This window comes from Planomonospora sp. ID82291 (assembly GCF_015711645.1).
Taxonomy (GTDB): Bacteria; Actinomycetota; Actinomycetes; order Streptosporangiales; family Streptosporangiaceae; genus Planomonospora.
This window is the reverse complement of record NZ_JABTEX010000001.1, coordinates 44,518-67,511: the sequence shown is the minus strand read 5'-3', so window position 1 is coordinate 67,511 and position 22,994 is coordinate 44,518. Positions and strand designations below refer to the sequence as shown.

At 71.3% G+C, this 22,994-nt stretch carries 24 protein-coding genes and 1 tRNA gene; 15 read left to right on the top strand and 10 right to left on the bottom strand.

What is annotated here, in order from left to right; all coding sequences use genetic code 11:
• Positions 1 to 55 precede the first annotated feature (55 nt).
• Together HS045_RS00330 and aceE are read right to left on the bottom strand one after the other, a co-directional pair.
• Positions 56 to 1,579, bottom strand: coding sequence for an alpha/beta hydrolase (locus tag HS045_RS00330; protein WP_196449182.1), 1,524 nt, complete (start codon positions 1,577 to 1,579; stop codon positions 56 to 58).
• 89 nt (positions 1,580 to 1,668) lie between these two features.
• Positions 1,669 to 4,416, bottom strand: coding sequence for a pyruvate dehydrogenase (acetyl-transferring), homodimeric type (gene aceE / locus HS045_RS00325; protein ID WP_196449181.1), 2,748 nt, complete (start codon positions 4,414 to 4,416; stop codon positions 1,669 to 1,671).
• Positions 4,417 to 4,699: 283 nt separating this feature from the next.
• Here aceE and HS045_RS00320 point away from each other — a divergent pair, with 283 nt between their 5' ends.
• The 9 genes from HS045_RS00320 to HS045_RS00280 all read left to right on the top strand — a co-directional run bounded on the left by HS045_RS00320 (position 4,700) and on the right by HS045_RS00280 (position 8,804).
• Positions 4,700 to 4,894, top strand: coding sequence for a DUF1918 domain-containing protein (locus tag HS045_RS00320; protein ID WP_196449180.1), 195 nt, complete (start codon positions 4,700 to 4,702; stop codon positions 4,892 to 4,894).
• Positions 4,895 to 4,904: 10 nt separating this feature from the next.
• A complete protein-coding gene (locus HS045_RS00315; RefSeq protein ID WP_196449179.1) occupies positions 4,905 to 5,321 on the top strand; it encodes a secondary thiamine-phosphate synthase enzyme YjbQ in 417 nt (138 codons plus the stop codon).
• Between the two features lie 127 nt (positions 5,322 to 5,448).
• On the top strand, positions 5,449 to 5,877 hold the full coding sequence (locus HS045_RS00310; protein ID WP_196449178.1) for a DUF3052 domain-containing protein: 429 nt from the start codon (positions 5,449 to 5,451) through the stop codon (positions 5,875 to 5,877).
• Between the two features lie 100 nt (positions 5,878 to 5,977).
• Positions 5,978 to 6,448, top strand: a complete 471-nt coding sequence (locus HS045_RS00305; RefSeq protein ID WP_196449177.1) for a peroxiredoxin — start codon at positions 5,978 to 5,980, stop codon at positions 6,446 to 6,448.
• A 58-nt stretch (positions 6,449 to 6,506) separates the two neighbouring features.
• Positions 6,507 to 6,821, top strand: a complete 315-nt coding sequence (locus HS045_RS00300; RefSeq protein WP_196449176.1) for a hypothetical protein — start codon at positions 6,507 to 6,509, stop codon at positions 6,819 to 6,821.
• A 101-nt stretch (positions 6,822 to 6,922) separates the two neighbouring features.
• Complete coding sequence (locus HS045_RS00295) at positions 6,923 to 7,888, top strand: ROK family protein (RefSeq protein WP_196449175.1); 966 nt, start codon at positions 6,923 to 6,925, stop codon at positions 7,886 to 7,888.
• A gap of 32 nt (positions 7,889 to 7,920) precedes the next feature.
• Positions 7,921 to 7,992: transfer RNA gene (locus tag HS045_RS00290), tRNA-Val, on the top strand.
• A gap of 193 nt (positions 7,993 to 8,185) precedes the next feature.
• Positions 8,186 to 8,389: a hypothetical protein gene (locus HS045_RS00285; protein ID WP_196449174.1), complete on the top strand. Its 204-nt coding sequence runs from the start codon at positions 8,186 to 8,188 to the stop codon at positions 8,387 to 8,389.
• 1 nt (position 8,390) lies between these two features.
• Positions 8,391 to 8,804: a type II toxin-antitoxin system VapC family toxin gene (locus HS045_RS00280; protein ID WP_196449173.1), complete on the top strand. Its 414-nt coding sequence runs from the start codon at positions 8,391 to 8,393 to the stop codon at positions 8,802 to 8,804.
• Between the two features lie 401 nt (positions 8,805 to 9,205).
• Here HS045_RS00280 and HS045_RS00275 read toward each other — a convergent pair whose 3' ends face one another.
• Positions 9,206 to 9,766: a DUF6461 domain-containing protein gene (locus HS045_RS00275; RefSeq protein ID WP_307827330.1), complete on the bottom strand. Its 561-nt coding sequence runs from the start codon at positions 9,764 to 9,766 to the stop codon at positions 9,206 to 9,208.
• Between the two features lie 347 nt (positions 9,767 to 10,113).
• Positions 10,114 to 10,383: a hypothetical protein gene (locus HS045_RS00270; protein WP_196449171.1), complete on the bottom strand. Its 270-nt coding sequence runs from the start codon at positions 10,381 to 10,383 to the stop codon at positions 10,114 to 10,116.
• A gap of 438 nt (positions 10,384 to 10,821) precedes the next feature.
• On the opposite strand from HS045_RS00270, the gene HS045_RS35245 reads away from it, so the two are divergent.
• Both HS045_RS35245 and HS045_RS00260 read left to right on the top strand, forming a co-directional pair.
• Positions 10,822 to 12,021: a sensor histidine kinase gene (locus HS045_RS35245; RefSeq protein WP_196449170.1), complete on the top strand. Its 1,200-nt coding sequence runs from the start codon at positions 10,822 to 10,824 to the stop codon at positions 12,019 to 12,021.
• 35 nt (positions 12,022 to 12,056) lie between these two features.
• Positions 12,057 to 12,758, top strand: coding sequence for a response regulator transcription factor (locus tag HS045_RS00260; protein WP_196449169.1), 702 nt, complete (start codon positions 12,057 to 12,059; stop codon positions 12,756 to 12,758).
• A 233-nt stretch (positions 12,759 to 12,991) separates the two neighbouring features.
• Here the strand turns inward: HS045_RS00260 and HS045_RS00255 are convergent, their stop codons facing one another.
• Entirely contained in the window at positions 12,992 to 13,735 is a 744-nt protein-coding gene (locus HS045_RS00255) for a poly-gamma-glutamate hydrolase family protein (RefSeq protein WP_196449168.1), read from the bottom strand.
• 291 nt (positions 13,736 to 14,026) lie between these two features.
• On the opposite strand from HS045_RS00255, the gene HS045_RS00250 reads away from it, so the two are divergent.
• The 3 genes from HS045_RS00250 to HS045_RS00240 all read left to right on the top strand — a co-directional run bounded on the left by HS045_RS00250 (position 14,027) and on the right by HS045_RS00240 (position 16,529).
• The gene (locus tag HS045_RS00250; protein ID WP_374191372.1) at positions 14,027 to 14,341 is read left to right on the top strand and encodes an MmcQ/YjbR family DNA-binding protein; all 315 of its coding nucleotides are present in this window, start codon (positions 14,027 to 14,029) and stop codon (positions 14,339 to 14,341) included.
• A 44-nt stretch (positions 14,342 to 14,385) separates the two neighbouring features.
• A complete protein-coding gene (locus HS045_RS00245; RefSeq protein ID WP_196449166.1) occupies positions 14,386 to 15,357 on the top strand; it encodes an RNA polymerase subunit sigma-70 in 972 nt (323 codons plus the stop codon).
• 65 nt (positions 15,358 to 15,422) lie between these two features.
• Complete coding sequence (locus HS045_RS00240; protein ID WP_196449165.1) at positions 15,423 to 16,529, top strand: serine hydrolase domain-containing protein; 1,107 nt, start codon at positions 15,423 to 15,425, stop codon at positions 16,527 to 16,529.
• Positions 16,530 to 16,591: 62 nt separating this feature from the next.
• Here HS045_RS00240 and HS045_RS00235 read toward each other — a convergent pair whose 3' ends face one another.
• On the bottom strand, positions 16,592 to 16,738 hold the full coding sequence (locus HS045_RS00235) for a hypothetical protein (RefSeq protein WP_196449164.1): 147 nt from the start codon (positions 16,736 to 16,738) through the stop codon (positions 16,592 to 16,594).
• Positions 16,739 to 17,073: 335 nt separating this feature from the next.
• Here HS045_RS00235 and recQ point away from each other — a divergent pair, with 335 nt between their 5' ends.
• Positions 17,074 to 18,966 (top strand): DNA helicase RecQ, encoded by a 1,893-nt coding sequence (gene recQ, locus HS045_RS00230; protein WP_196449163.1) that lies wholly within the window; start codon positions 17,074 to 17,076, stop codon positions 18,964 to 18,966.
• Between the two features lie 117 nt (positions 18,967 to 19,083).
• On the opposite strand, the gene HS045_RS00225 is transcribed toward recQ, so the two are convergent.
• From HS045_RS00225 to HS045_RS00210, 4 genes are all read right to left on the bottom strand, one after another.
• Positions 19,084 to 19,788 carry a thermonuclease family protein gene (locus tag HS045_RS00225; protein ID WP_196449162.1) on the bottom strand — a complete coding sequence of 235 codons (705 nt, stop codon included), beginning with the start codon at positions 19,786 to 19,788 and terminating at the stop codon, positions 19,084 to 19,086.
• A gap of 330 nt (positions 19,789 to 20,118) precedes the next feature.
• Positions 20,119 to 21,477: a hypothetical protein gene (locus tag HS045_RS00220; RefSeq protein ID WP_196449161.1), complete on the bottom strand. Its 1,359-nt coding sequence runs from the start codon at positions 21,475 to 21,477 to the stop codon at positions 20,119 to 20,121.
• A 200-nt stretch (positions 21,478 to 21,677) separates the two neighbouring features.
• Positions 21,678 to 21,887, bottom strand: coding sequence for a DUF397 domain-containing protein (locus HS045_RS00215; protein ID WP_196449160.1), 210 nt, complete (start codon positions 21,885 to 21,887; stop codon positions 21,678 to 21,680).
• Positions 21,888 to 21,902: 15 nt separating this feature from the next.
• Complete coding sequence (locus HS045_RS00210; protein ID WP_307827329.1) at positions 21,903 to 22,796, bottom strand: helix-turn-helix transcriptional regulator; 894 nt, start codon at positions 22,794 to 22,796, stop codon at positions 21,903 to 21,905.
• Positions 22,797 to 22,994: the final 198 nt, after the last annotated feature.

Genomic DNA, 22,994 nt, shown 5'->3' with positions numbered 1-22,994 from the left:
GCTGGGCGGGGCAGGGGGATCATGGCGGGGTGGCGGTGCGGCGGCCCCGCCGCGGCTAGGCGGGGCAGGTGGTCCCCTTGGCGGGGACCTTCCCCTCCAGCAGGTAGGCGTCGGTGACCTTCTTCACGCAGGCGTCGCCCGACAGGTAGGCGCCGTGCCCCTCGCCCTTGTAGGTGACCAGCACGCCCGTCTTCAGCTGCGCGGTCAGCTTCGGCCCCCATTCGTACGGCGTGGCGGGGTCGCCGGTGCCGGCGATCACCACGATGGGGGCGGAACCGGAGGCGTCGATCTTCGTCGCCTCCTCGTCGCCGGGGACCGGCCAGGACGAGCAGATGGTCCCCATGCCGGCGCTGCCGAACAGCGGGGAGATCTTCAGCGCCGCCTTCTCGGTCGCCAGCAGCTCGGCCTCGCCGGGCCGCTCGGCGGTGTCCACGCAGCTGATGGCGGGGAAGCTGCTCATGACCGTGCTGTAGGAGCCGTCGGAGCCGCGGCCGGTGTAGCTGTCGGCCAGAAAGAGCAGCCCCCGCCCGTCGCCCTTGACCGCCAGGGCCAGGACCTGGTCGAGGAGCGGCCAGGTCTGCTCGGAGTAGAGGGCGGCGGCGATGCCCGTGCTCGCCAGCCCCTGGGTGAGCTCCCGGTCGCCGACCTTGAGGGGCTCGTCGTTCAACCGGTCCAGCAGGGCCTCGACGGTGCGGTTCGCGGCGGCGGCGTCCGAGCCGATCTTGCACTGCCCGTCCTTGACGCAGTCCTTCAGGAAGGCCTCGTAGGCCTTCTGGAAACCGGCCGTCTGGACCAGGGTGTGCTCCCGCATCGAGACGCTGGGGTCCAGCGGGGCGTCCAGCACGAAGCGGCCCACCTTGGCGGGGTAGCGGGTGGCGTAGACCGCGCCGAGCTGCGTGCCGTACGACATGCCGAGGTAGTTGAGCCGCTCGTCGCCCAGCGCCGCGCGGATGCGGTCCATGTCCTGGGCGGCGTTCACGGTGCCGATGTGCGGCAGGACCTTCCCGGAGGTCTCCTCGCAGGCGGCGGTGAACTCCTCGACGATCCGCTCGATCTCCGCGCGCTCGGCCGCGTCCTCGGGCACGCTGTCGACGGAGGTGAACTCGTCCATCTCCGCGGTGCCGCCGCACCGGACGCCGGAGCTGCGCTCCACCCCGCGCGGATCGAAGCTCACCAGGTCGTAGCGGGCGCCGAGGGAGCCGAAGGCCTTGGCGGCCTGGGCCAGGGTGTCGACGCCCGAGGCGCCGGGACCGCCGAAGTTGAACAGCAGGGAACCGATCCGCTCTCCGGGGCCGGTGGCCTGCACGCGGATGAGGGCGAGGTCGATCGTCCCGGCGGCGGGGTCGGCGTAGTCGAGCGGTACGGCCAGCTTCCCGCACCGCTGGTCCGGGGCCGGGGTGGCGACGCCCTGGCCGTCGGCGCGCTTGATGTCGGTGCAGGGCCCCCAGGAGATCGGGCCCGACGGTGCGGCGGAGCCGCTCGGGGCGGCCGTTCCGCCGCGGTCGCCGGCTCCGCCGCTGCAGCCGGCCAGCGCGGCGGCCAGCGCCGCGGTCGCGGCCGCCGCCCGGATTGCTCGCATGACGTGCTCCCCCTCCGCGTCACCCCGGACAGGGCGCCCGTCCCGTTCCGGGTGGGGCCTCCACCTGGGAGGTCCCACCCGGAAGGATCTCACAGACCCATCGACTGGGTGTCGTTGCTCTCGGCGCCGCCGGCCTCGGTGACGCCGTTCTTCAGGTGGTAGCGGGAGATGGCCTCGCGCAGCACCTCCTCCTCGAGCTCGCCCCGCCGGGCGAGCTGGGTGAGCACGGCCAGGGTGATCGAGGCCGCGTCCACGTGGAAGTGGCGGCGCAGCGCCGAGCGGGTGTCCGACAGGCCGAAGCCGTCGGTGCCGAGCGAGGTCCAGTCTCCCGGCACCCACTGGGCGATCTGGTCCTGCACCGCGCGCATGTAGTCGCTGACGCCCACGAACGGGCCCTGGGCCTTCGACAGCGCCCGGGTGACGTACGGCACCCGCTGCTCGGCGTCCGGGTTGAGCAGGTTGTGCTCCTCGGCGGCCAGCGCCTCGCGGCGCAGCTCCGACCAGGAGGTGGCCGACCATACCTCGGCCGCCACGCCCCACTCCTCGGCCAGCATCCGCTGGGCCTCCATCGCCCACGGCCCGGCCACGCCGGAGACCAGGATGTTGGCCTTCGGGCCCTGGACCGCCGGCGCCGGAGCGAACCGGTACAGGCCCTTGAGCAGGCCGTCGACGTCCAGGTCGGCGGGCTCGGCCGGCTGCAGGTAGGGCTCGTTGTAGACGGTCAGGTAGTAGAAGACGTTCTCCGGCGACTCGCCGTACATCCTCCGCAGGCCGTCCCTGACGATGTGCCCGATCTCGAAGGCCCACGCCGGGTCGTAGGAGACGGCGCCGGGGTTCGTCGCGGCGATGAGCGGGGAGTGGCCGTCCTCGTGCTGCAGGCCCTCGCCGTTCAGGGTGGTGCGGCCGGCGGTGGCGCCGAGCAGGAAGCCCCGGCCCATCTGGTCGGCCAGCTGCCACATCTGGTCGCCGGTGCGCTGCCAGCCGAACATCGAGTAGAAGATGTAGATCGGGATCATGTGCTCGCCGTGCGTGGCGTACGACGTGCCGGCCGCGATCGTCGAGGCCATCGAACCGGCCTCGCTGATGCCCTCGTGCAGGATCTGGCCCTCGGTCGACTCCTTGTAGGACAGCAGCAGCTCCCGGTCCACGGCCTCGTAGGTCTGGCCGTGCGGTGAGTAGATCTTCGCGGTCGGGAAGATCGCGTCGAGGCCGAAGGTGCGGGCCTCGTCCGGGATGACCGGCACGAAGCGGTGGCCGATCTCCTTGTCGCGCATGAGGTCCTTGAGCAGGCGGACGAACGCCATGGTGGTGGCGACGTTCTGCTTGCCGGAGCCCTTCTTGAGCTGCGCGTAGGCGGCCTCGCCGGGGAGCTTGATCGGCTTGGCGCGGACCGTGCGCCGGGGCAGGAAGCCGCCCAGCGCGGCGCGCCGCTCCTTCATGTAGGCGATCTCGGGGTCGTTCTCGCCCGGATGGAAGTAGGGCGGCAGGTCGGCCTCGAGCGCCGAGTCCGGGATCGGCAGGTAGAGCCGGTCGCGGAACTCCTTCAGCTCGGCCTTGGACATCTTCTTCATCTGGTGCGTCGCGTTGCGCGCCTCGAAGTCCTTGCCGAGCGTCCAGCCCTTGATGGTCTGGGCGAGGATGACCGTCGGCTGGCCGACGTGCTCGCGGGCCGCCTTGAAGGCCGCGTAGACCTTGCGGTAGTCGTGGCCGCCGCGCGAGAGCTTGCGGATCTCGTCGTCGGACAGGTGCTCGACCATCTTGCGCAGGCGCGGGTCGCCGCCGAAGAAGTGCTCGCGGATGTACTCGCCCGACTCGACGGAGTAGGTCTGGAACTGGCCGTCGGGGGTGGTGTTCATCTGGTTGACGAGCACGCCGTCGACGTCGGCCGCCAGCAGCGGGTCCCAGTCGCGGCCCCAGACGACCTTGATGACGTTCCAGCCGGCGCCGCGGAAGTAGGTCTCCAGCTCCTGGATGATCTTTCCGTTGCCGCGGACCGGGCCGTCGAGGCGCTGCAGGTTGCAGTTGATGACGAAGGTGAGGTTGTCGAGCTCCTCGCGGGCGGCCACGCCGATCGCGCCGAGCGACTCGGGCTCGTCCATCTCGCCGTCGCCGAGGAAGCACCACACGTGGCTGCGGCTGGTGTCCTTGACCTTGCGGCTGAGCAGGTAGCGGTTGAACCGCGCCTGGTAGATCGCGCCGATCGGGCCCAGGCCCATGGAGACCGTGGGGAACTCCCAGAAGTCCGGCATGAGGCGCGGGTGCGGGTAGGAGGGCAGGCCCTTGAACCCGTGCGACAGCTCCTGCCGGAAGGCGTCGAGCTGTGCCTCGTTGAGGCGGCCCTCCAGGAACGCCCGGGCGTAGATGCCCGGGGCCGCGTGGCCCTGGAAGAAGACCTGGTCGCCCGACTCGCCGTGGTCCTTGCCGCGGAAGAAGTGGTTGAAGCCCACCTCGTAGAGCGACGCGGCCGAGGCGTAGGTGGCGATGTGGCCGCCGACGTTGGTCCGGGCGTTGGCCCGGGTCACCATGACCGCGGCGTTCCACCGGATGTAGGCGCGGATCCGCCGCTCGACGTGCTCGTCGCCGGGGAACCAGGGCTCGCGCTCCGGCGGGATCGTGTTGATGTAGTCGGTGCTGCGCAGGCCGGGGACGCCGACCTGGTGCTCCCGCGCCCGCTCCAACAGGCGGAGCATCAAGTAGCGGGCGCGCGTGCGGCCCTCCGTCTTGACGACGTTGTCGAGCGACTCGAGCCACTCCTGGGTCTCGCTGGGGTCGACATCAGGGAGCTGACTGGGTAGGCCGTCACTGATGATCGAGAAACGCTGGCGTCCGGAAGCCACTGGGTCTCGCCTTCCGAGGATGGACTTCTGTCTGGTGTCGGTCACTGTCCATCCTGGTCTCTTGCTCCGGAAAGTGCATCTCTACCGACCGGTAACCAGGATGTCCCCGCTGGCAGGGGCAACGATGTGGCCTAGTCCACCGATGGTAGGACGAATGGCGGGGAAAGGTAACACCGGGGGCGCTCTTTTCTGGAAGACCGCAGGGTACGACCCTGGAGAGGGGGCATTCCGCCGCCTCGGGAAGGTCGCCTTGGGAAAGGCCGCCTCGGGAAGGAGGAGCGCAATGCGCGCGACAGTGGGTGATCAGATACTGGTCCACGGCGACACGGTCGGCCACCGCGACCGGCGGGGCGAGGTTCTCGAAGTACGGGGAAACGAGGGAGAACCTCCCTATCTGGTGCGGTTCGAGGACGGACACACGGGCCTGATGGTCCCCGGTCCGGACGCGATCGTCGTCCCCGCCCAGCGCGGATCATAGGATTCCGCGTGTGAGATCCCAGATGATCGAGGTGGTGACCGGTTCCCGCGAGCGGGTGCACGACATCACCGCCGCGTGCGAGGACTTCGTCCGGTCGTGCGGGGACGGCGGCCTGGACGGCCTGCTGCACGTCTTCGTGCCCCACGCGACCGCGGGGGTCGCACTGATCGAGCTGGGCTCGGGCAGCGACGACGACCTGCTCGCCGCGCTCGCGGACCTGCTCCCGGCCGACGACCGGTGGCGGCATGCGCACGGATCCGCAGGGCATGGGAGGTCGCATGTCATGCCGGCCCTCATCCCTCCGTACGCCACCGTCCCGGTCCTGGCCGGGAGACTCGCGCTGGGCACGTGGCAGTCCGTCGCCGTGGTGGACCTCAACGTGGACAACCGCGAGCGGCGGGTCCGGTTGTCATTTTTGTCGGGCTAATTCACGCGTAGCCCAGTCGTTGCCGTGGCGACCGTTGACGACTGAGGGTCACAGCGTGTGGACTGTGCCGAAGCACTGTGAGCACCGCCGCACAAGGGGCGGGGCCATCGAAGCAGGAGGGATGAACGTGAGCGCGACCGCGGGTCAGGCGCAGGGCGAACGCAGCCTGGCCGAACGTCTCGGCCTCAAGCCGGGTCAAGTGGTGCAGGAAGTCGGATGGGACGACGACGTCGACGACGATCTGCGCGACTCCATCGAGGAGCTGACCGGCAGCGAACTGGTCGATGAGGACTACGAGGACGTTGTCGACGTCGTGCTGCTGTGGTGGCGGGACGGGGACGGTGACCTGTTCGACGCCCTGAGCGGGGTGGTGACCAACCTGACCGACGGCGGCCAGATCTGGCTGCTCACTCCCAAGGCCGGTCGAGAGGGCCACGTGGAGCCCAGTGACATCGGGGAGGACGCGACGACCGCGGGTCTCTCGCAGACCAGCAGCATCAGCGCCGCCCCCGACTGGTCGGGGACGCGGCTGGCCACACCCAAGGCGCGCCGGTAAGGGGTCGGGTACGGGTCCCCCCTGCCGTACGGCTCGCGTGAGCCGTACGGCAGGATGATGGTGTGCCCATCCGCCATCGGGGTGAGAGGATCCAGCGGACATGCCAGTGCACACGGCGGTCGAGGTGGGTTCGCCTGCTCCGGACTTCGAGCTGAGGGACCAGCACGGCGCCCCGGTCGGGCTCTCGGGCCACCGCGGCCGCAGAGTCCTGCTGATCTTCTACCCCTTCGCGTTCAGCGGTGTCTGCCGCGGTGAGCTCTCCGCGCTCCGGGACGAGTTCGTCCCCGCCGCTCCCGAGGACGTCCGGGTCCTCGCCGTCTCGTCCGACTCGGTGTTCACCCTGCGGGCCTGGGCCGACCGGGAAGGCTACGGGTTTCCCCTCCTCTCCGACTTCTGGCCGCACGGGCGGGTCGCGCGGGCGTACGGTGTGTTCGACGAGGAGAAGGGCGCGGCGCTGCGGGGGACCTTCGTCATCGACGGTGACGGCGTGGTCCGCTGGCGCGTGGTGAACCCGCTCCCGCAGGCACGTGACATCGCCGAGTACCTCAAGGTGCTCGCCGAACTTTCCTAAGCGGTTATCCGGCGGGGTCCTCCACGGATCCGCCGACCTCGACCACTCGGAGGCGATCATGCCCTGCTTCTCGTGCGGGGCCCGGCAGACCGACCCGGTCCGCGGCGCCAGCCCCTGGAAGCGCGGGGTACGCCGGCAGACCCAGGTGCTCATCTGCCCGGACTGCCAGCGCGTGCACGACCTGGACCTCGACACCTGCTCCTCGTGCGGGTCCATCGCGCTCATCTGCCGGCTCGGGGAGGTGGAGTGCCGCTCCTGCGGGGCCGTACGGCTCGCCGAACGGCCCCAGGCGGATCCCGAGCGGCCCGACGGGCTGGCCGACGAGGTCGCGGCGGCGCTGGACCGCGTGCTCGGACGGTTCTCCCCGGCCTGACCTGCCGGCTCTGCGTTAGGGTGAGTCGGCGCGAAAAGGACAGATGACGTGCTCCCTCCCGTGCGGAGGCGCGTCCGCGCCGGTGATCGGGAAAGGCCGGGATGAGCGAGTACGTGGTGGCCGTCGACGTCGGCGGCACCTCGATGAAGGGCGGGATCGTCACCCGCACCGGCACGGTCGTCGCGACCGACCGCCGTCCCACCGGGGCCGAGCGGGGCCCGGACAACGTGATCGCCGTCATCCGCTCCTTCACCGGCGACCTCGCCGCCCGCGGCGCGGAGCTGTTCGGCACGGCGCCCGCGGCGGCCGGCATCGCCGTCCCCGGGCTGGTCGACGACGCGACGGCCACCGCGCTCTACGCCGCCAACCTCGGCTGGCGCGACGTCCCCGCCGCCGGGCTCGTCCCCCTGGACGTCCCGGTCCTGCTCGGCCACGACGTGCGCACCGGCGGGCTGGCCGAGAGCGTGCTCGGCGCCGGCCGGGAGCTCTCCGACTTCCTGTTCCTGCCGATCGGCACCGGCATCGCGGGCGCGATGGTCATCGGCGGCGGGCCGTACGGCGGGACCTCCGGCTGGGCCGGCGAGATCGGCCACATCCCGGTCTTCCCCGGCGGTGAGCGGTGCGCCTGCGGCCAGATCGGCTGCCTGGAGACCTACGCCTCCGCCTCGGCCGTCTCCCGCCGCTACTCGGCCCGTGCCGCGTCCGCCGCCACGGCCGAGCAGGTCGCCGCGCTGGCCGCCGCCGGGGACCCGCTGGCGGTGAAGACCTGGGACGACGCGGTCGAGGCGCTCTCGCTCGCCCTGGCCACCTACACGCTCCTGCTGGACCCCTCGGCGATCGTCCTGGGCGGCGGCCTGGCCGAGGCGGGCCCCCTGCTGTCCGACCCGCTGGCCGTACGGCTCGGCGAACGGCTCACCTTCCGCGCGGCCCCGCCGCTGCGCAAGGCGGCCCTGGGCGTCGCCGCGGGCATGCTCGGCGCGGCCCTGCTCGGCTGGCGCGCGGCCGGGGCGCCGGAGGCGGGTGCGTCGTGGTCGCTCGATGTGCCGACGACCTCCGCCGTGCCGTAAGGTTGTATCCCGTCTGTGCGACGGGATTTCCCGGGCGCTTAGCTCAGCGGTAGAGCGCTCGCCTTACAAGCGAGATGTCACTGGTTCGAACCCGGTAGCGCCCACCTTCAGGCCCCTGAACTGCATCGACAGGTCAGGGGTGCAGTTTTTTCGGCGGAGAGTCGAGCGTTCACCACTTGGTGAGCGCTCGCTTCGCCAGCGAGTCGCCAAGCCAGAACCGGTTCTCCGGAGCATGGTCGGCACCTGGAGCACCGGGACAGCCCTGGTGATCGAGGTCAGAGGCCTACACTCGTCCATATGAGCGCCATGCGTGAGGAACTGCACCACCTGGTGGATCAGCTGCCGGAGGTGGAACTGCGTCCGGCTCTGGAACTGATCCGGGGCCGTCTGGGGGAGTGCGAAGGAGCCGAGCGGGATCTACCGTTCTTCGCTTCCTTCGAAGCCGAACCTGAGCTGTCCGAGCGGCACGAGGAGATCCTCCGCTCGGAATGGGGTCACTGAGGTGCTTCTATGCGACACGGGCGTGCTCCTCGCTGCGGGCAATGTGAAGGACCGGCACCATCACGAATGCCTGAAGCTGCTCCGCCGGGCGCGCGGTCCGCTGCTCGTGCCTTCTCCGGTGATGGGGGAGATCGGTTATCTGCTGGAGTCCCGTGTCGGTCCGAGAGCCGAGGTGACGTTCCTCAAGTCGTTCGGGGGCGATGGATTCCACGTGGCGGAGCTGGAAGACGAAGACCTTCCTCGAATGGCCCAGCTCGTTGAGACCTACATCGATCTGCCCCTCGGGCTGGTCGATGCGGCAGTGATCGCTATCGCTGAGCGGCTGGCGCTGAAGGAGATCGCCACGGTGGACCATCGTCACTTCCGGGTTGTCAGACCGCGGCACATATCGGCATTCACCCTGCTGCCGGGCTGACCGGTCGTCATTCGGAAATCCAGCCGGGCGCGTCGCAGAGGGCCCGGTCCGACATGAACGCTCGAAGTAACGGCAAGCGCCCGCCTGCCCGAACTCACCGCTGCTCGCAGGCGTGATGGCGTCCTGCTCGCTTCGGAGGACCGGCGTCGTACCTGTCCCGGTCGGCCGTGGCTTCGACCGACGCCACAATGAGCCGGAGGACGCTGCGAGCACGGCGTCGCGAATGCCGGACATGTACGCCAGCCTGCCCAGTGACCGCACCATCTGGGCCATCTGGCGCGCTGCGCGGTCCTGGTCCCTCTCAAGCCCTGCTCGGACGTTCTCCAAGTTCGGGAGCTGTCGACCCGTTATCCCCTGAACCCCTGAGATCCTCAGCGAACTGGTCTTCCCGCGGGTGCCGATCAGTCCTCACGAGGTGCGGTGCGGAAGGAGCAGAGCTCCAGCATCTCCGGAGAGAAGTGGAGAGCGACGATTTTACTGGCCAGGGCGAATGACCTCTCGATCGGGGAACCGATGTCCGGTCCGTCGATGTCGTGGTCGGGGTTCAGCCCGACCACGCGCATCTCCTCGACGAGGCGGTCTGGATCGGTGCCTGACCGATCTCCCGGAAACATCGGTTCAAACTGGACGACGGGTTCGCCATCGACGATGTAGACGAAGGTGTCCGAGGCGCAGTCGTGGCGGGAGACTGAAACGATCTCGGTTCCCCGTCCGACCCGGGTGTATATCTCGGGGGTGGCGGCGAGCTCCCATCCTCCTGGTTCGACGACCAGGGTCCAGTCGCCGATCTTCGCGGTGCCGACGTAATCGGCTGCATCGCACTCCTCCGTGGTGTTCTCGTCCCCGCTGAACCGGCGGAGAACTTCCTCCGGGGTGAGATCCCGGACGAAGGACACGCAGTAGATCTCATCCAGTTCTTCGCAGTCGGAGAGCCAGCGGAACTCCTCGAGATACTCGATCACTGTCGCTCCTTGAATCATGTGAGGGGCATGGTTGCAGTCGTCGCCGACAAAAGGGGTTCGGAGTCCCGGCCGATGAAGGAGTGCCAGGGGACGATCCCAGACTCAGGGCTGTGTTCCGGGTGACCAACTGGTTGACAACGACCGGGGATAGGGCTGGACACCGGTGGACGGCCAGAGACCGTAGCCGCAGGTCATGGCCGATATCGGTCCTGCTCGGGGAGCCGTTCGGATTGCCTTGCAAGCGAGATGTCACTGGTTCGAGCCCGATAACGCCCACCAGCCGAAACGCCCCGTTCCTGATCTCGGGAACGGGGCGTCGTGCCGTGGCCCGCTGATCGGCGTTGCCGTCAGCTCTCGTCGAACAGGTCTTCCAGCATGAGGCGGGCACGGTCGGGAACGGGCTCGTCGGGGAAGACCTCCGTGCAGAGGGCAAGCACCTCGTCCGCGGAGCCGAGCGCGAGTCTGCCGACGAGGGTGCGGATGTCGCCGGTGTCCCGTCGCCGAGCGGCCAGGACTTTCATCGCGGGCAGGTGCTCTGCTGAAGCCGCGGACACACGCAGTCCCGGATGGTCGAAGACCCGGCGGGCCGAACCGTCCGCGCCGGGCGAGACGATCACCGAGCCGCCGGAAGGCGTCCCCGATCGCAGCCCGGTCGAGAAGAGGGGCGTCGCCCGACTGCCGGGCGCCGTCGACCGGGACGACGCGGGTATCGGTTGGAGCGTCCGTGACGGCTTGCTCCGCGTGACGCCGGACCCGACGCCCCAGAGGTCGTGACCATACGTTCGTCCTGTCAGGCTCGGTGCGGTGGTCGCCATGATCACGGTGATCCGGCCGCTGCCGTCGTGGTGGAACGGTCGGTGGCGGCATCTCTCCGCTCTCCACGGCGCCGAGGTGATCGGCCGCGCGGCGCTCCTGCACGGCGCTCTCGTCCGTGCCGAACCGGCGGGAGATCCTTCGGAGGGGGGAGCGCCCCGGCCTCCCGGCCGCTCCGTACGGCGATCGATGTCAATCGAAGGATGAATGCGGAGCAGGTCCGCGGCCCATAGCATGCGCTGGTGCGTGGTCGTGGCGCTCGGGCGCTCGGACGGCTGTCGGTCGTCGATCCGCTCGTGCTCGACGGCGCGCTGGCGCTGGTGATGTCCGTCGGGAGCGTGCTGTGGGCGGTATACGAGCCCGGGCGCGCCGCGCGGCCGGTGGACGGGTGGTCGGTCGCGCTGACGGCCGTGGTGAACCTGCCCCTGGCGCTGCGCAGGCGGATGCCGTTCACCGTGCTGGTGGTCTCCGCGGCGGGCGCCGTGGTCTACCACGCGCTCGGCTACCACTACGGGCTCAACAGCATGGCGCCGCTGCTGGCCCTCTACACCCTGGCCGCGCACCGCCCCGCCGCCGTCACCGCCGCCGGCACCGTGCCGGTCGTCGCGGAGTGGGTCCACGCCGTCGGTCTGCATCCCGGAATCGCGTGGTGGTCGGCCGCCGGGCAGTCCGTCCTGGTGGCCGGCGTCACGGTGTGCATCGGTGCCGGCGTGCGGCTGCTGGGCGAACGCACCGGCCAGCTGGCCGAACTGGCGGCACGGCTCCATGAGGAGCGGGCCGCCGCGGCCCGGCGGGCCGTCACCCGGGAGCGGGTGCGCATCGCGCGGGAGCTGCACGACCTGGTGGCGCACCACATGTCGGTGATCTCGGTCCAGGCGGGCATGGGCAGGTACGTCGCCCTGGGCGATCCGGTGGCCGCGCACGAGACGCTGGGGGTCATCGCCGACGCCAGCAGCGAGGCGCTGGGGGAGATGCGGCGGCTGCTGTCGATCCTGCGCGTGGAGGCGCGCGACGAGGACGAGGACCTCTATGCGATCACTCCGGGTCTGGGAGGGCTCACGCCGCTGCTGGAGCGGGTGCGCGCGGCCGGATCCGCGGTCGAGGTGCGCGTCGTGGGGAAGGCGCGGACGCTGCCGTCCGGGCTGGACCTGTGCGCCTACCGGGTCGTGCAGGAGGCGCTGACCAACGTGCTCAAGCACGCCGGGGCGGCGCGGGCGGAGGTGCTGCTGGAGTACGGCCCGGCCGAGCTGACCGTCAGCGTCGTCGACGACGGGACCGTCTCTCCCGGCGGTCCCGGCTCCGGGGATGCCGGACACGGGTTGATCGGCATGACCGAACGTGTCAGGCTCTACCAGGGAAAGATCACCGCAGGGCCCCGCCCGGAGGGCGGGTTCGCGGTGGTGGCCGTACTCCCGTTGCCCGCGCCCGCTCCGGGCGGGTGACGTCCGGACGACACACCTACCTGCGAGGCGCGCGAATGGTCACCGTACTGGTGGTCGACGACCAGGTGCTGATCCGCGCGGGGCTGGCCGCGCTCATCCGCGCCGCTCCGGGGCTGGAGGTGGTCGGGGAGGCCGCCACCGGCGAGGAGGCCGTGGACCTCGCGGCGGAGCTCCGGCCCGACGTCGTGCTGATGGACATCCGGCTGCCCGGGATCAGCGGCATCACCGCGACCGAGCGCATCCTCGCGGCGGGCGGTTCCCCGGTGCCGAAGGTGCTGATCCTGACCACCTTCGACGTCGACGAGTACGTCTACAACGCGCTGCGCCTGGGAGCGAGCGGCTTCCTCCTCAAGGACACCCCGCCCGAACGCCTCATCTCCGCCGTCCACACGGTCGCCGGCGGAGACGTCCTGCTCGCCCCGAACGCCGTCAGGCGGCTGGTGGAGGCCTTCGGCGCCCCGGCCGCGCGCCCGCGCACGGAACCCGGCACGCGTCCGGAGCCGCTCGCCCCGCTCACGGGACGCGAGGTCGAGGTGCTCCACCTCGTCGGGCAGGCCATGTCCAACCGGCAGATCGCCGAGGTGCTGTCGCTGAGCGAGGCCACGGTCAAGACGCACCTGAACCGGCTGATGAGCAAGCTCCATCTGACCAGCCGCGCGCAGGCGGTCGTCCTCGCCTACGACTGCGGGCTGATCGAGCCCGCCGGCCGGGGGACGCCGCAGCCGCGGAAGAACTGACCGCGAAGACAGCTGATCTGCGTCAGGCGCCGACCCGGGTCGGAAGTCGGAATTCGCGGGCCACCGACTGTTTTCACCCGGGAGCCCGGTACGGCACGGGACCACCGGTGGGGACGGCCGGGCCCGGGCGGGCGCACCTTCCGTCGTGGAAGGCGGGCGTGCGGGGGGCGGGCGCATCTTCCGTCGTGGGAGGCGGGCGTGCGGGGGCGACGGGACGGAACCGGGGGAGCCGTTCAGGATCCGGGGAGGGCGCGGTTGACCGCGGCGGTGTAGGCGTGGAACGCACTGGTGCGGTTGTCTGGATTTCCGATCCAGGCGCGGTTCAGCCTTCCGTCGGTGAAGAACCGCTTCCGCTGGCCGAGACTGATCTCCAGCTGCACCCCCCTGCCCCGCCGGTTCCTGTTGGTGATGTTGGCCGGGCTCCTGCCCTTCAAGCCCGCGGGAACCGACCCGGCGACGGTGAAGCCCGCGGCGCGCAGCTCGGCGGTGATCTTCCTGATCAGTGCCGTGTCGCGGCCGCCGATGTAGGTCGTCGCCCCGGATCCGGCGGCGCCGTGCCAGGCGACGGTGTAGTCGACCCTGGCCACCAGGCTGCGCGCTTTCGGCTCGTCGAACCTGTCGGCGGTGATGTGCAGGTCACGGTTGCCGGAGGCCTTGGTGGCCGTGAACGAGTAGTAGGCGTGTCGACCGGCGCGTGCGGAGTGGTCCGCCAGCTGGGTCGTCGGCGGCTCGATGTCGCCTCCGTGGATGGCGATGTGGGCGACCCGGGCACCACGGGGAAAGCGCCGCTCACGCCGGTAGTCCCTGCCCTCGGTCTCGTGGGCGGCGAGCTGGGCGTAGCCGGCGTACTTGTCCGCGGGGCGGATCCGCACGGGCTCGGCGGCGGCGGCGTGCGGGTAGGCGAGGGCGGCGCTCAGAGCCGGTGTCAGGCTGCTCGCGAGCAGGACCGCGCCGATCCGCGCACCCGTTCCCGGCATCGGTTCCTCCTGTGGCCGTCTCCGGTGGAGTGGAGCGGCGGCGTGGACAGGTCGCCGCGCACGCCTTCCCCTGCAGGTTAAGCGGTGGTCGCCGGTGAGAGCCGATTGCCGACCGGTGTGTCGGAACAGGCCGTCGGAAGGGGGTCGGGGACCGGCCTCCGGATCCGGCCGGTCTTTCGGTCGTTCCGGACCGGAGGGTCGCGCAGGCCGGGGTGTCACCTCGGCACGGGAAATGTCGGAGCGCTCTGGTAGGTCTGGGCCATGGCTGTGAGCGTTGACGAGTTCCTGGGGATGCTGGACCGGCTGCCGGAGGTGAAGCAGACCCCCGGCGGTGACTGGATCTCGCTGAAGGTGCGGGGCAAGGGGTTCGGCTACCTGTGGGAGAGGACCGAGACCGTCGGCCTCAAGGCGACGATCGAGGAGCAGATCGCGCTGGTGGCGGAGCGGCCGGAGGTCTTCGAGCCCCAGTTCACCGCGGGCCGGTTCGGCTGGGTGGTGGTGCACCTGGCGGGGATCGACGCGGACGAGCTGTTCGAACTGGTCACCGAGGCGTGGTGCCTGACGGCGCCCCGGCAGCTGGTCGCCGCCCACGAGGCGGGAGGCTGACCGGGCGCCGTCAGGGGGTGTGCTCCCAGGTTAGGATTCCGGCGATGACGACGGAACCGGCGGTGGTGGACGGGTTCGCCGAGCGCGCCGAGGCGCACCGGCGTGAGCTGCACGTGCACTGCTACCGCATGCTCGGCTCCTTCGACGAGGCCGAGGACCTCGTCCAGGAGACGTTCCTGCGGGCCTGGCGCCGCCGCGACACCCTGCGGGACGAGGCCGGACTGCGGGCCTGGCTGTACCGGATCGCCACCAACGCCTGCCTGGACCACCTCAGGGCGCACCCCCGCCGGCCGGAGCCGCGCCCGGCGCCGGCCGGGGCCGATCCCGGGCTCGACCCGCCCGCCGCGGGCCTGGTCTCCTGGCTCCAGCCCTACCCCGACGAGCTGCTGGACGCGGCGGACCTGGTGATCGAGCGCGAGACGATCGAGCTGGCCTTCCTGGTCGCGATCCAGCACCTGCCGCCGCGGCAGCGGGCGGTGCTCATCCTGCGCGACGTGCTCGGCTGGTCGGCGCAGGAGACCGCCGAGTCGCTGGGACTGACCGTCGCCGCGGTGAAGAGCGCCCTGCAGCGGGCCAGGCCGACCGTCAGGAGGCACCTGCCCGCGCAGAGGACGGAGTGGGCCACGGCCGCCGAGCCCACCCCCCAGGACCGCGCGGTCCTGCAGCGCTACATCGACGCCGTCGAGCAGGCCGACCCGTCCGTCCTCGTCGGGGTGCTCCGGGCCGACGTGTGGCAGGCGATGCCGCCGGCGCCGATCTGGCTGCAGGGCCTGGAGACCTTCGTGGCGGCCTGGACCCCGGCGATGGTCGGGCCCGAGGCATGGGGCGACTGGCGGATGCTGGCCGTACGGGCCAACCGCCAGCCCGCGGCCGCCGCCTACCTGCGCCGGGCCGGAGAGACCTGCTTCTCGCCGTCCTGGCTGGGGGTCCTGCGGATCGAGGACGGACTGGTCACCCAGATCACCACGTTCGGGGACGAGCTGTTCCCCGCGTTCGGCCTGCCGCCCTCGCTGTGAGGCCGATTCCTTTTCCGCGCCGCCCTCGTCTCATGAGGGAGATACCGCGAGAGAGAGGAAGCATCGTGTCCGACCTTCAGAAGGACGTGCAGGCCGCCGTCGACGAGCTGGTGGCGTCGGGGGCCGAGCGCGGCGTGCAGGTCGCCGTCTACCGGCGCGGCGAGCTCTTGGCCGACGCGGTGGCAGGGGTCGCCGACCCGGAGACGGGCCGCCCGTTCACCTCCGACACCCCGGTCTACGCCACCTCGACGGGCAAGGGGGTGACCGCGACCGTCGTCCACGTGCTGGCCGAGCGCGGAGCCCTCGGCTACGAGACCCGGATCGCGGACGTGTGGCCGGAGTTCGCCGCCCGCGGCAAGGAGGGGGCGACCGTACGGCACGCGCTGACGCACGCGACCGGGGTGCCCGGGGTGCCGGTGGACACCACGCCCGAGGACCTGTGCGACTGGGACCGGATGTGCGCCGCGATCGCCGCCGCCGAGCCGTGGTGGGAGCCGGGCACCCGGTTCGGCTACCACCCGCAGACCTACGGCTACATCCTGGGCGAGGTCGTCCGCCGGGTGACCGGAAAGCCGATCTCGCAGGTGCTCCGCGAGGAGGTGGCCGGACCGCTCGGCGTGGCCGGCGAGCTGTTCTTCGGCGTGCCCGCGTCCGAACTCGGCCGGCTGGCCAGGATCGAGGACGCCGGGCCGCCGATGGACCTGCCCGCCGAGGTGATGGCGCAGATCCCGTTCTTCAAGGTGGTCGGCGGCTACACGGCCGCCCCTCCGGGGGCGATGCCGGACGCCGCGTTCAGCAACCGCGCCGACGTGCTGACCTCGGACATCCCTGCGGGCGGCACGATGACCGCCCGCGCGGTGGCCCGCATGTACGACGCGCTGCTGGGCGGGGAGCTGGTCTCCGCCGCCCGGCTGCGCGAACTGTCCTCCCCGGCGGTGAGCGGGGTGGACGAGGTGGCGGGCAACCCCGCCACCCTGGCGCTGGGCTACTCGATCGGCCTGACCGAGGGGATCGGCCTGCCCACCGTGTTCGGGATGGGCGGCAGCGGGGGCACCGCGGCCTTCGCGGACACGGCCACCGGGATCAGCGTCGGCGTGATGAAGAACCGGGCCGCGCCCGGTGACTTCGGCACCGTCGAGCGGATCGCCCGGCTCGTCCTCCAGACGGGCTGACCGCCCGGCTCGTCCTCCGGGGCGGACCGCCGGTAGAGGCCGCCGACCGGGGCGGACCGCGGTCAGAGGTCGCCGATCTTCGGGATCAGCTCGCTCAGCACCCACAGGGCCAGGCCGAGCGCCATCAGGTTGATCCGGGCGCCGCCGATGCCGAACGCGGCCAGCAGGAAGCAGGCGAGGGCGAAGATCAGCAGGATGAGGGTGAGCATGGGAGTCCTTTCCGTCCGATGGGGCGTGCGGGGACTACCCGTGATCGATCCGGTCATGCGGGCGAGTGCGGTACGGCGTTCGGTCATGCGGGCGAGTGCGGTACGGCGTTCGGTCATGCGGGCGGGTGCGGCACGGGGCGCACCCGTCCTGCGGCCGGTGGGGCGTCCTGCGCCCGGCGGGGCGTCCTCGACGGCGATCTCCTGCGGGGCGCCGTCCCGGCCGGAGCCGGACGGAGCCCCGCCCGTCGTCCACAGCCCTGGGTACGGCCGCCCGCGTCGTCCACAGCCTCCGGCGGTCTCCTTCGCGGGTGTCCCGATCCTCCTAGAATGACGTGATGACTTCCCCTCCCGGCTCCCCTCAAGACGCCCCCGAGGCGGACGACGCCTCGCGCGTGCTGCGCCGCGTCTTCGGTTACGGCTCCTTCCGGGAGGGGCAGCGGGAGATCATCGACCACGTCGTCGCCGGCGGTGACGCGCTCGTGCTCATGCCCACCGGCGGCGGCAAGTCGCTGTGCTACCAGGTGCCCGCCCTCGTGCGGAAGGGCACCGGCGTCGTCGTCTCGCCGCTGATCGCGCTCATGCAGGACCAGGTCGACGCGCTGACGGCCCTCGGCGTGCGGGCGGGCTTCCTCAACTCCACGCAGGAGCACGAGGAGCGCCGCGAGGTCGAGGCCGCCTTCCTCGCCGGTGAGCTGGACCTGCTCTACGTGGCGCCGGAACGGCTGCGCACCTCCTCGACGCTGGGCCTCCTCGACCGCGGCGTGATCGCGCTGTTCGCCATCGACGAGGCGCACTGCGTGGCCCAGTGGGGACACGACTTCCGCCCCGACTACCTGGCGCTGTCCGCCCTGCACGAGCGCTGGCCCGACGTGCCGCGCATCGCGCTGACCGCCACCGCCACCGAGGCCACCCACGCGGAGATCGCGACCCGGCTGAACCTCGGCGGGGCCCGCCATTTCGTGGCGAGCTTCGACCGCCCCAACATCCAGTACCGCATCGCGCAGAAGCGGGAGCCCCGCCGGCAGCTGCTGCAACTGCTGCGCACCGAGCACCCCGGGGACGCCGGCATCGTCTACTGCCTGTCCCGCGCCTCGGTGGAGAAGACCGCCGCGTTCCTGGCGGAGAACGGCGTCCAGGCGCTGCCGTACCACGCCGGGCTCGACGCGCGCACCCGCGCCGCGCACCAGTCGCGCTTCCTGCGCGAGGACGGCCTCGTCATGGTCGCCACCATCGCGTTCGGCATGGGCATCGACAAGCCCGACGTGCGGTTCGTCGCCCACCTCGACCTGCCCAAGTCCATCGAGGGCTACTACCAGGAGACCGGGCGGGCCGGCCGCGACGGCCTGCCGTCCACCGCGTGGATGGTCTACGGGCTCCAGGACGTCGTGCAGCAGCGCCGGATGATCGACGCCTCCGAGGGCGACGCCGCCCACCGGCGTCGTCTGAGCTCCCATCTCGACGCCATGCTGGCCCTGTGCGAGACGGTCGAGTGCCGCCGCGTCCACCTGCTCGCCTACTTCGGCCAGGAGTCCGGCGCCTGCGGCAACTGCGACACCTGCCTGACGCCGCCCGAGACCTGGGACGGCACGATCGCGGCGCAGAAACTCCTGTCGGCGGTACTGCGCCTGAGGCGCGAGCGGGGGCAGAGCTTCGGCGCGGGCCACGTCATCGACATCCTGCTCGGCCGGGAGACCGACAAGGTCGTCCAGCACGGCCACGCCTCCCTGACGGTCTTCGGCGTCGGCACGGAGCTGAACGAGTCCGAGTGGCGCGCCGTGGTGCGCCAGCTGCTGGCCCAGGGGCTCTTGAGCGTCGAGGGCGACCACGGCACGCTCGCGCTCACCGACGCGAGCGCCGAGGTGCTGGCCCGGCGCAGGCAGGTGCCGCTCCGCCGCGACCCGGAGCGGACGGCGCGGGCCGGGAGCGCGGCGCGCGGCTCCGGGGCGCGCCGTCCGTCCCCGGCGGCCGACCTGCCGGAGGAGGCCGTGCCGGTGTTCGAGCGGCTCCGGGCCTGGCGAGCCGTCGTCGCCAAGGAGCGCGGGCTCCCCGCGTACGTCGTCTTCCACGACGCGACCCTGCGCCAGATCGCGGCCGACTCCCCCTCCTCCCTGGCCGAGCTCGGCCAGGTGAGCGGTGTCGGCGAGAGCAAACTGGCGAAATACGGCGAGCAGATCCTGGACGTGCTCGCCTCCGGCGACTCCCCCGTCCAGGACGCTCTGGAGTTCTGAGGGCAGGGCTCCTGCCGTCAGAAGTCCTGCCGGCGCGGGCTTCGGTGCTCGCGACTCCGGTGCTCTCGGGCTTCGGCGGCTGTGGGTTCGGCGGCCGTGGGTTCGGCTGCCGTGGGATCAGCGCTCGCAGACGAGCCCGTCGCCGTCGGCGTCGTAGTACCACGCGTACTCCGGGTGGACGCTGCGCTCGTACGGCCCGAAGCCTGCGGAGATCGCGGACTCGCAGGTGCGGAAACGGGGGTCGGGCTGCCATCCGGGGCCCGCGTAGCCCACCGTCCGCGCCTCGGCGGGGAGGGGGGCCACCATGTCCTTGCTGCTGTCGCACCGGCCCGACCAGATCCGCAGCCGCCTCTTGCGCGCCCGGGCCTCCTCCAGGCGCATCGTCCTGATGTAGCGGTCGTTCTTGCGGTACAGCAGAGCCTTGGCGTACCCGTAGCGGACGAGGTTGCGGGCCACGGACAGGCCCCGGTGATTGTAGACGTAGAACAGGCGGCGCCCGTAGTGGTCCTTGTAGTCGCGGTCCCGCAGCAGGTAGGCGGTCCTGCCGAGGGGCAGGAGCGCGCGGGTGCGCTCGGTCGCGGAGTCGAACCAGCACCGGCCGTACTCCGGGGTGTCGAGGCCGAGCAGGCGCACGCGGACCTTCCGGCTGCTCTTGCCGAACCGGACCTCGACCGTGTCACCGTCCACGATGCGCACCACCTTCGCCCGCTGCACGCCTCGCGGCAGGCCCGCCGCCGAACCGGCCGCGGCGGGGGAGGAGGTCAGGGGAAGGGCCGCGAGAGCGGTGATGACCGGAAGGGAGAACCGGAGGACGCGTCGCACAGAGAACCTCTCACTAGAAGGAGGACCGGACGCGCGGCACGGATCGGAGACGACGCACGACGACCGAGCCTGGAACGCTGCAAGCAGTCCTCCTGTGGTCCCGGCGACCCGGACGCGGCGAAGAGGTCCGGCCTCCCGCAGGAGAGGCGCGGCCCCGGCCCCATTGCCGAGGGATTCGTACCCCCGTGCCTCACCAGGGTAATCACCTTGGTGTGATTTGGCTGGCAGGACGGGCGTGTCCGGCGATCTCCGGATCGGTCCGGGTCGCGTCGGACTTCGGGTTCCAGGGCATACCGGACCCCGGCCAGGGGAGGGCGCCCCGGACTCCGGTCAGGGGAGGGCGTCCCGGACGCGGGAAGCCAGATCGAGATACTCCTCCCGGTTCAGCGTGCGGCCCTCGAACGCCAGGCCGTGCCGTACGGCGAAGCGGTGCACGTCCTCAGGATGCCAGGGGCCCGGCAGGTGGTTCAGCGGCGCGCCGGCTCCGCTGAGCACGAAGAGCCCGCGCACGCCCTCGTACCGGTAGGCCAGCAGGCACGCCGCGGTGCCCGGGCCCGGCCCCAGGAGCAGATCGAGGGGGACCGCCTTCGGGGCGCGCATGATCCGCAGCATCCCGTTCCGGACCGAGAGCCGGGGACCGCCCGGCTGTCCCAGGACCTTGCCGCGCCGGACCTGCCGGACGTGCAGCGCCTGGCGGGCGGGGGCCAGGACGAGGAGCAGGGGGCTGAAGAAGACGGCGAACCACTTGGCGTCCACCACGTCCAGCAGCATCCACCCCAGCGCGGACAGCCCCCGCCACGCGGCCGTCCCCCCCACCGAGACGACGTAGGCCATCGTTAGCAGGCCCGCGGCCCCCGCGCCGACGACCACGACCCGCTTCGCCCCGGACCTGCGGGCGACCGGCAGCCCGGCCAGGCGCCTCCAGCCGGGAGCGCGCCCGGCCAGTACGGCGCGCACCCGGTCCGACGGGGCGTCCAGAGCGTCCACGACCGGCAGCCCCGCACCGGCGGCGAAGGCGGCCACGTCCGGGATCCGCCACTCGCCGGGCAGGTCGAGGAGGACGAGGCCGTCGGCGTCGAGCACCGCGAGCCCGGTGAAGACCTGCGTCTCGGTCTTCCCGCGGGAGTCGGTGGCCGCCATGCCGTGGCGGTAGTGGTAGAGGGCCGCGGGGGTGAGCCGTACCGACCGGTCGGCGGGCAGGTCGACGGCGACCATCGTCTCCCCGTCCCAGGAGAGCACGGTGGCGGGGAGAGGGGCGCCCTTGACCGCTCCGGCGGCCGGTCGCACCTCGATCGCTTCGGCGAACGGCGGCGACACGGCCGATTCCGGGTGCACGGCCGGGGCCCGGCGGGCCAGAGCCAGACGGGCCTTCTCCGCCGTGCGGTAGAGGCGGAACGCGAACGTCAGCCCGCCCTCCGCCGCGACCGCCTCGACCGCCTCGCGGGGCCGCGGCCCCGGGGAGTCGAGCATGACCCGGCCCCGGTCGTCCAGGATCGCGAGCCCGTGGACCGTTCCGTACGGGCCGGGGTGACCGTACAGCATCAGCGTCACGACCCGGTCCGGCCCGGAGAGCGGCAGCCGTACCCGGTGGCGGCCCGGTGGGAGCGTGACGACGAGATGACCTCCGGCCAGGTGAAGCCCCGACCCGGCTCCGGTGATCTCCTGGGGTCTGTCGGCCAGTGTCCTCACCCTCTCTGTACGACGGAGTGCGCTGTCGCTCCGGACGACGGATAAAGCGGACGTAAAGTTCCGTCGAGGGCGATCTCCGTAGAGGGGTGGGATGAGTGCCGGTGCGCGCCGGGGGGCGGGATCCCGTCATGGAGCACTCCGGATGGGAAACGCGTGCTTCCCAGAAGATGATCTCGGTTTTTCGCGGGTGAGCCGGACGGTCAGGCCGGGCCGTCGAACTCGCCGGTCTTGACGCCGCCGATGAAGGCCGTCCACTCGTCCCGGCGGAACACCAGCGTGCCGCCGTCCCGGTCCTTGGTGTCGCGGACGGCGACGACGTCCTCGACGAACGCCACCTCGACACAGCTCGGGCCATCGGCGCTGAGGCTGCTCTTGCGCCACCGCGCGCCGGACAGGTCAGGCTGCCGCATCCTTGCTTCCTTCCCCTAGTGATCTCCGTCTAGGGAGGCGATGAGTGCGCTCGTGTCGGCCGGGCTGAGCGCTATCGCGCGGAGATATTCACATATCTGGTTATACCGCTGAATATCCTCTTCCTTCTCGAGGAACAAGCCCCCCGCTGTGCTGTCGAGGTGGATCACGTCAGGATCGTCCGTGCCGAACTTCAGGACGATGAAGCTGCCCAGCATCCCCGGGTGGGCCCCGCCGGAGAACGGGATGACCTGGATGGTGATGTGCGGGCGCCGGGCCTGCTGGGCGAGGTGCGCGAGCTGGGCGCGCATGACGGTCTCGCCGCCGACCGTTCGGGAGAGGGCGGCCTGATCCACGATCGCCCACAGCCGCAGAGGGGTGTCGCCCTCCAGAAGGGCCTGGCGTCGCATTCTGGCGGTGACGCGACTCTCGACCTCGGCGTCCGTGACGGTCGGCCGTATGCCACGGATCACCGCTCGGGCGTAGTCCTCCGTCTGCAACAGGCCGGGGATCACCAGGGAGTCGTAGTTGATGACCTCCTGGGCCTCGGACTCCAGCCCGATGAACGCGGCGTACTGGTCGGGGAGGTCGCCCTCGAAGCTCTGCAGCCAACTGCGCTGCTTCGCCTCCTTCTGCAGGGCCAGTAGGTCGGCGCGGGTGTCGTCGGTGACGCCGTAGGTGTCGAGCAGGGTGACGAGCGTCCGGAGCTGCGGCTTGGCCTTGGCCGTCTCGATCCGGTAGAGCGTGACGACGTTGACGTTGGTCTTCTCCGCCACCTCCTCCTGGGACAGCCCGGCGATTCGGCGGAGGCGGCGCAGTTCGGCCGCCAGCCGCCGCAGGCGTACGGTGGGCGGCTGCCGTCTGGCTGACGGGGTAGGAACATTTCCCTCGATTCCCTGCTTATCTCGCACTTCTGGGCCCTTCTGGATTATGTAGGCACTACTTATGTAGGCACTACTTATGTATGCCTTGCATTAACTGAGGGTGATGCTGCATGCTCTGAGAGTCAAGCCTTCCACGGCGGATCCTCCCCGGAAGGCAAAGCATGAGCTTTCCCAGACGGCCGGGCGGACGACTTCCCTCCCGATGCGGCCCACCCCTGTCGGGTG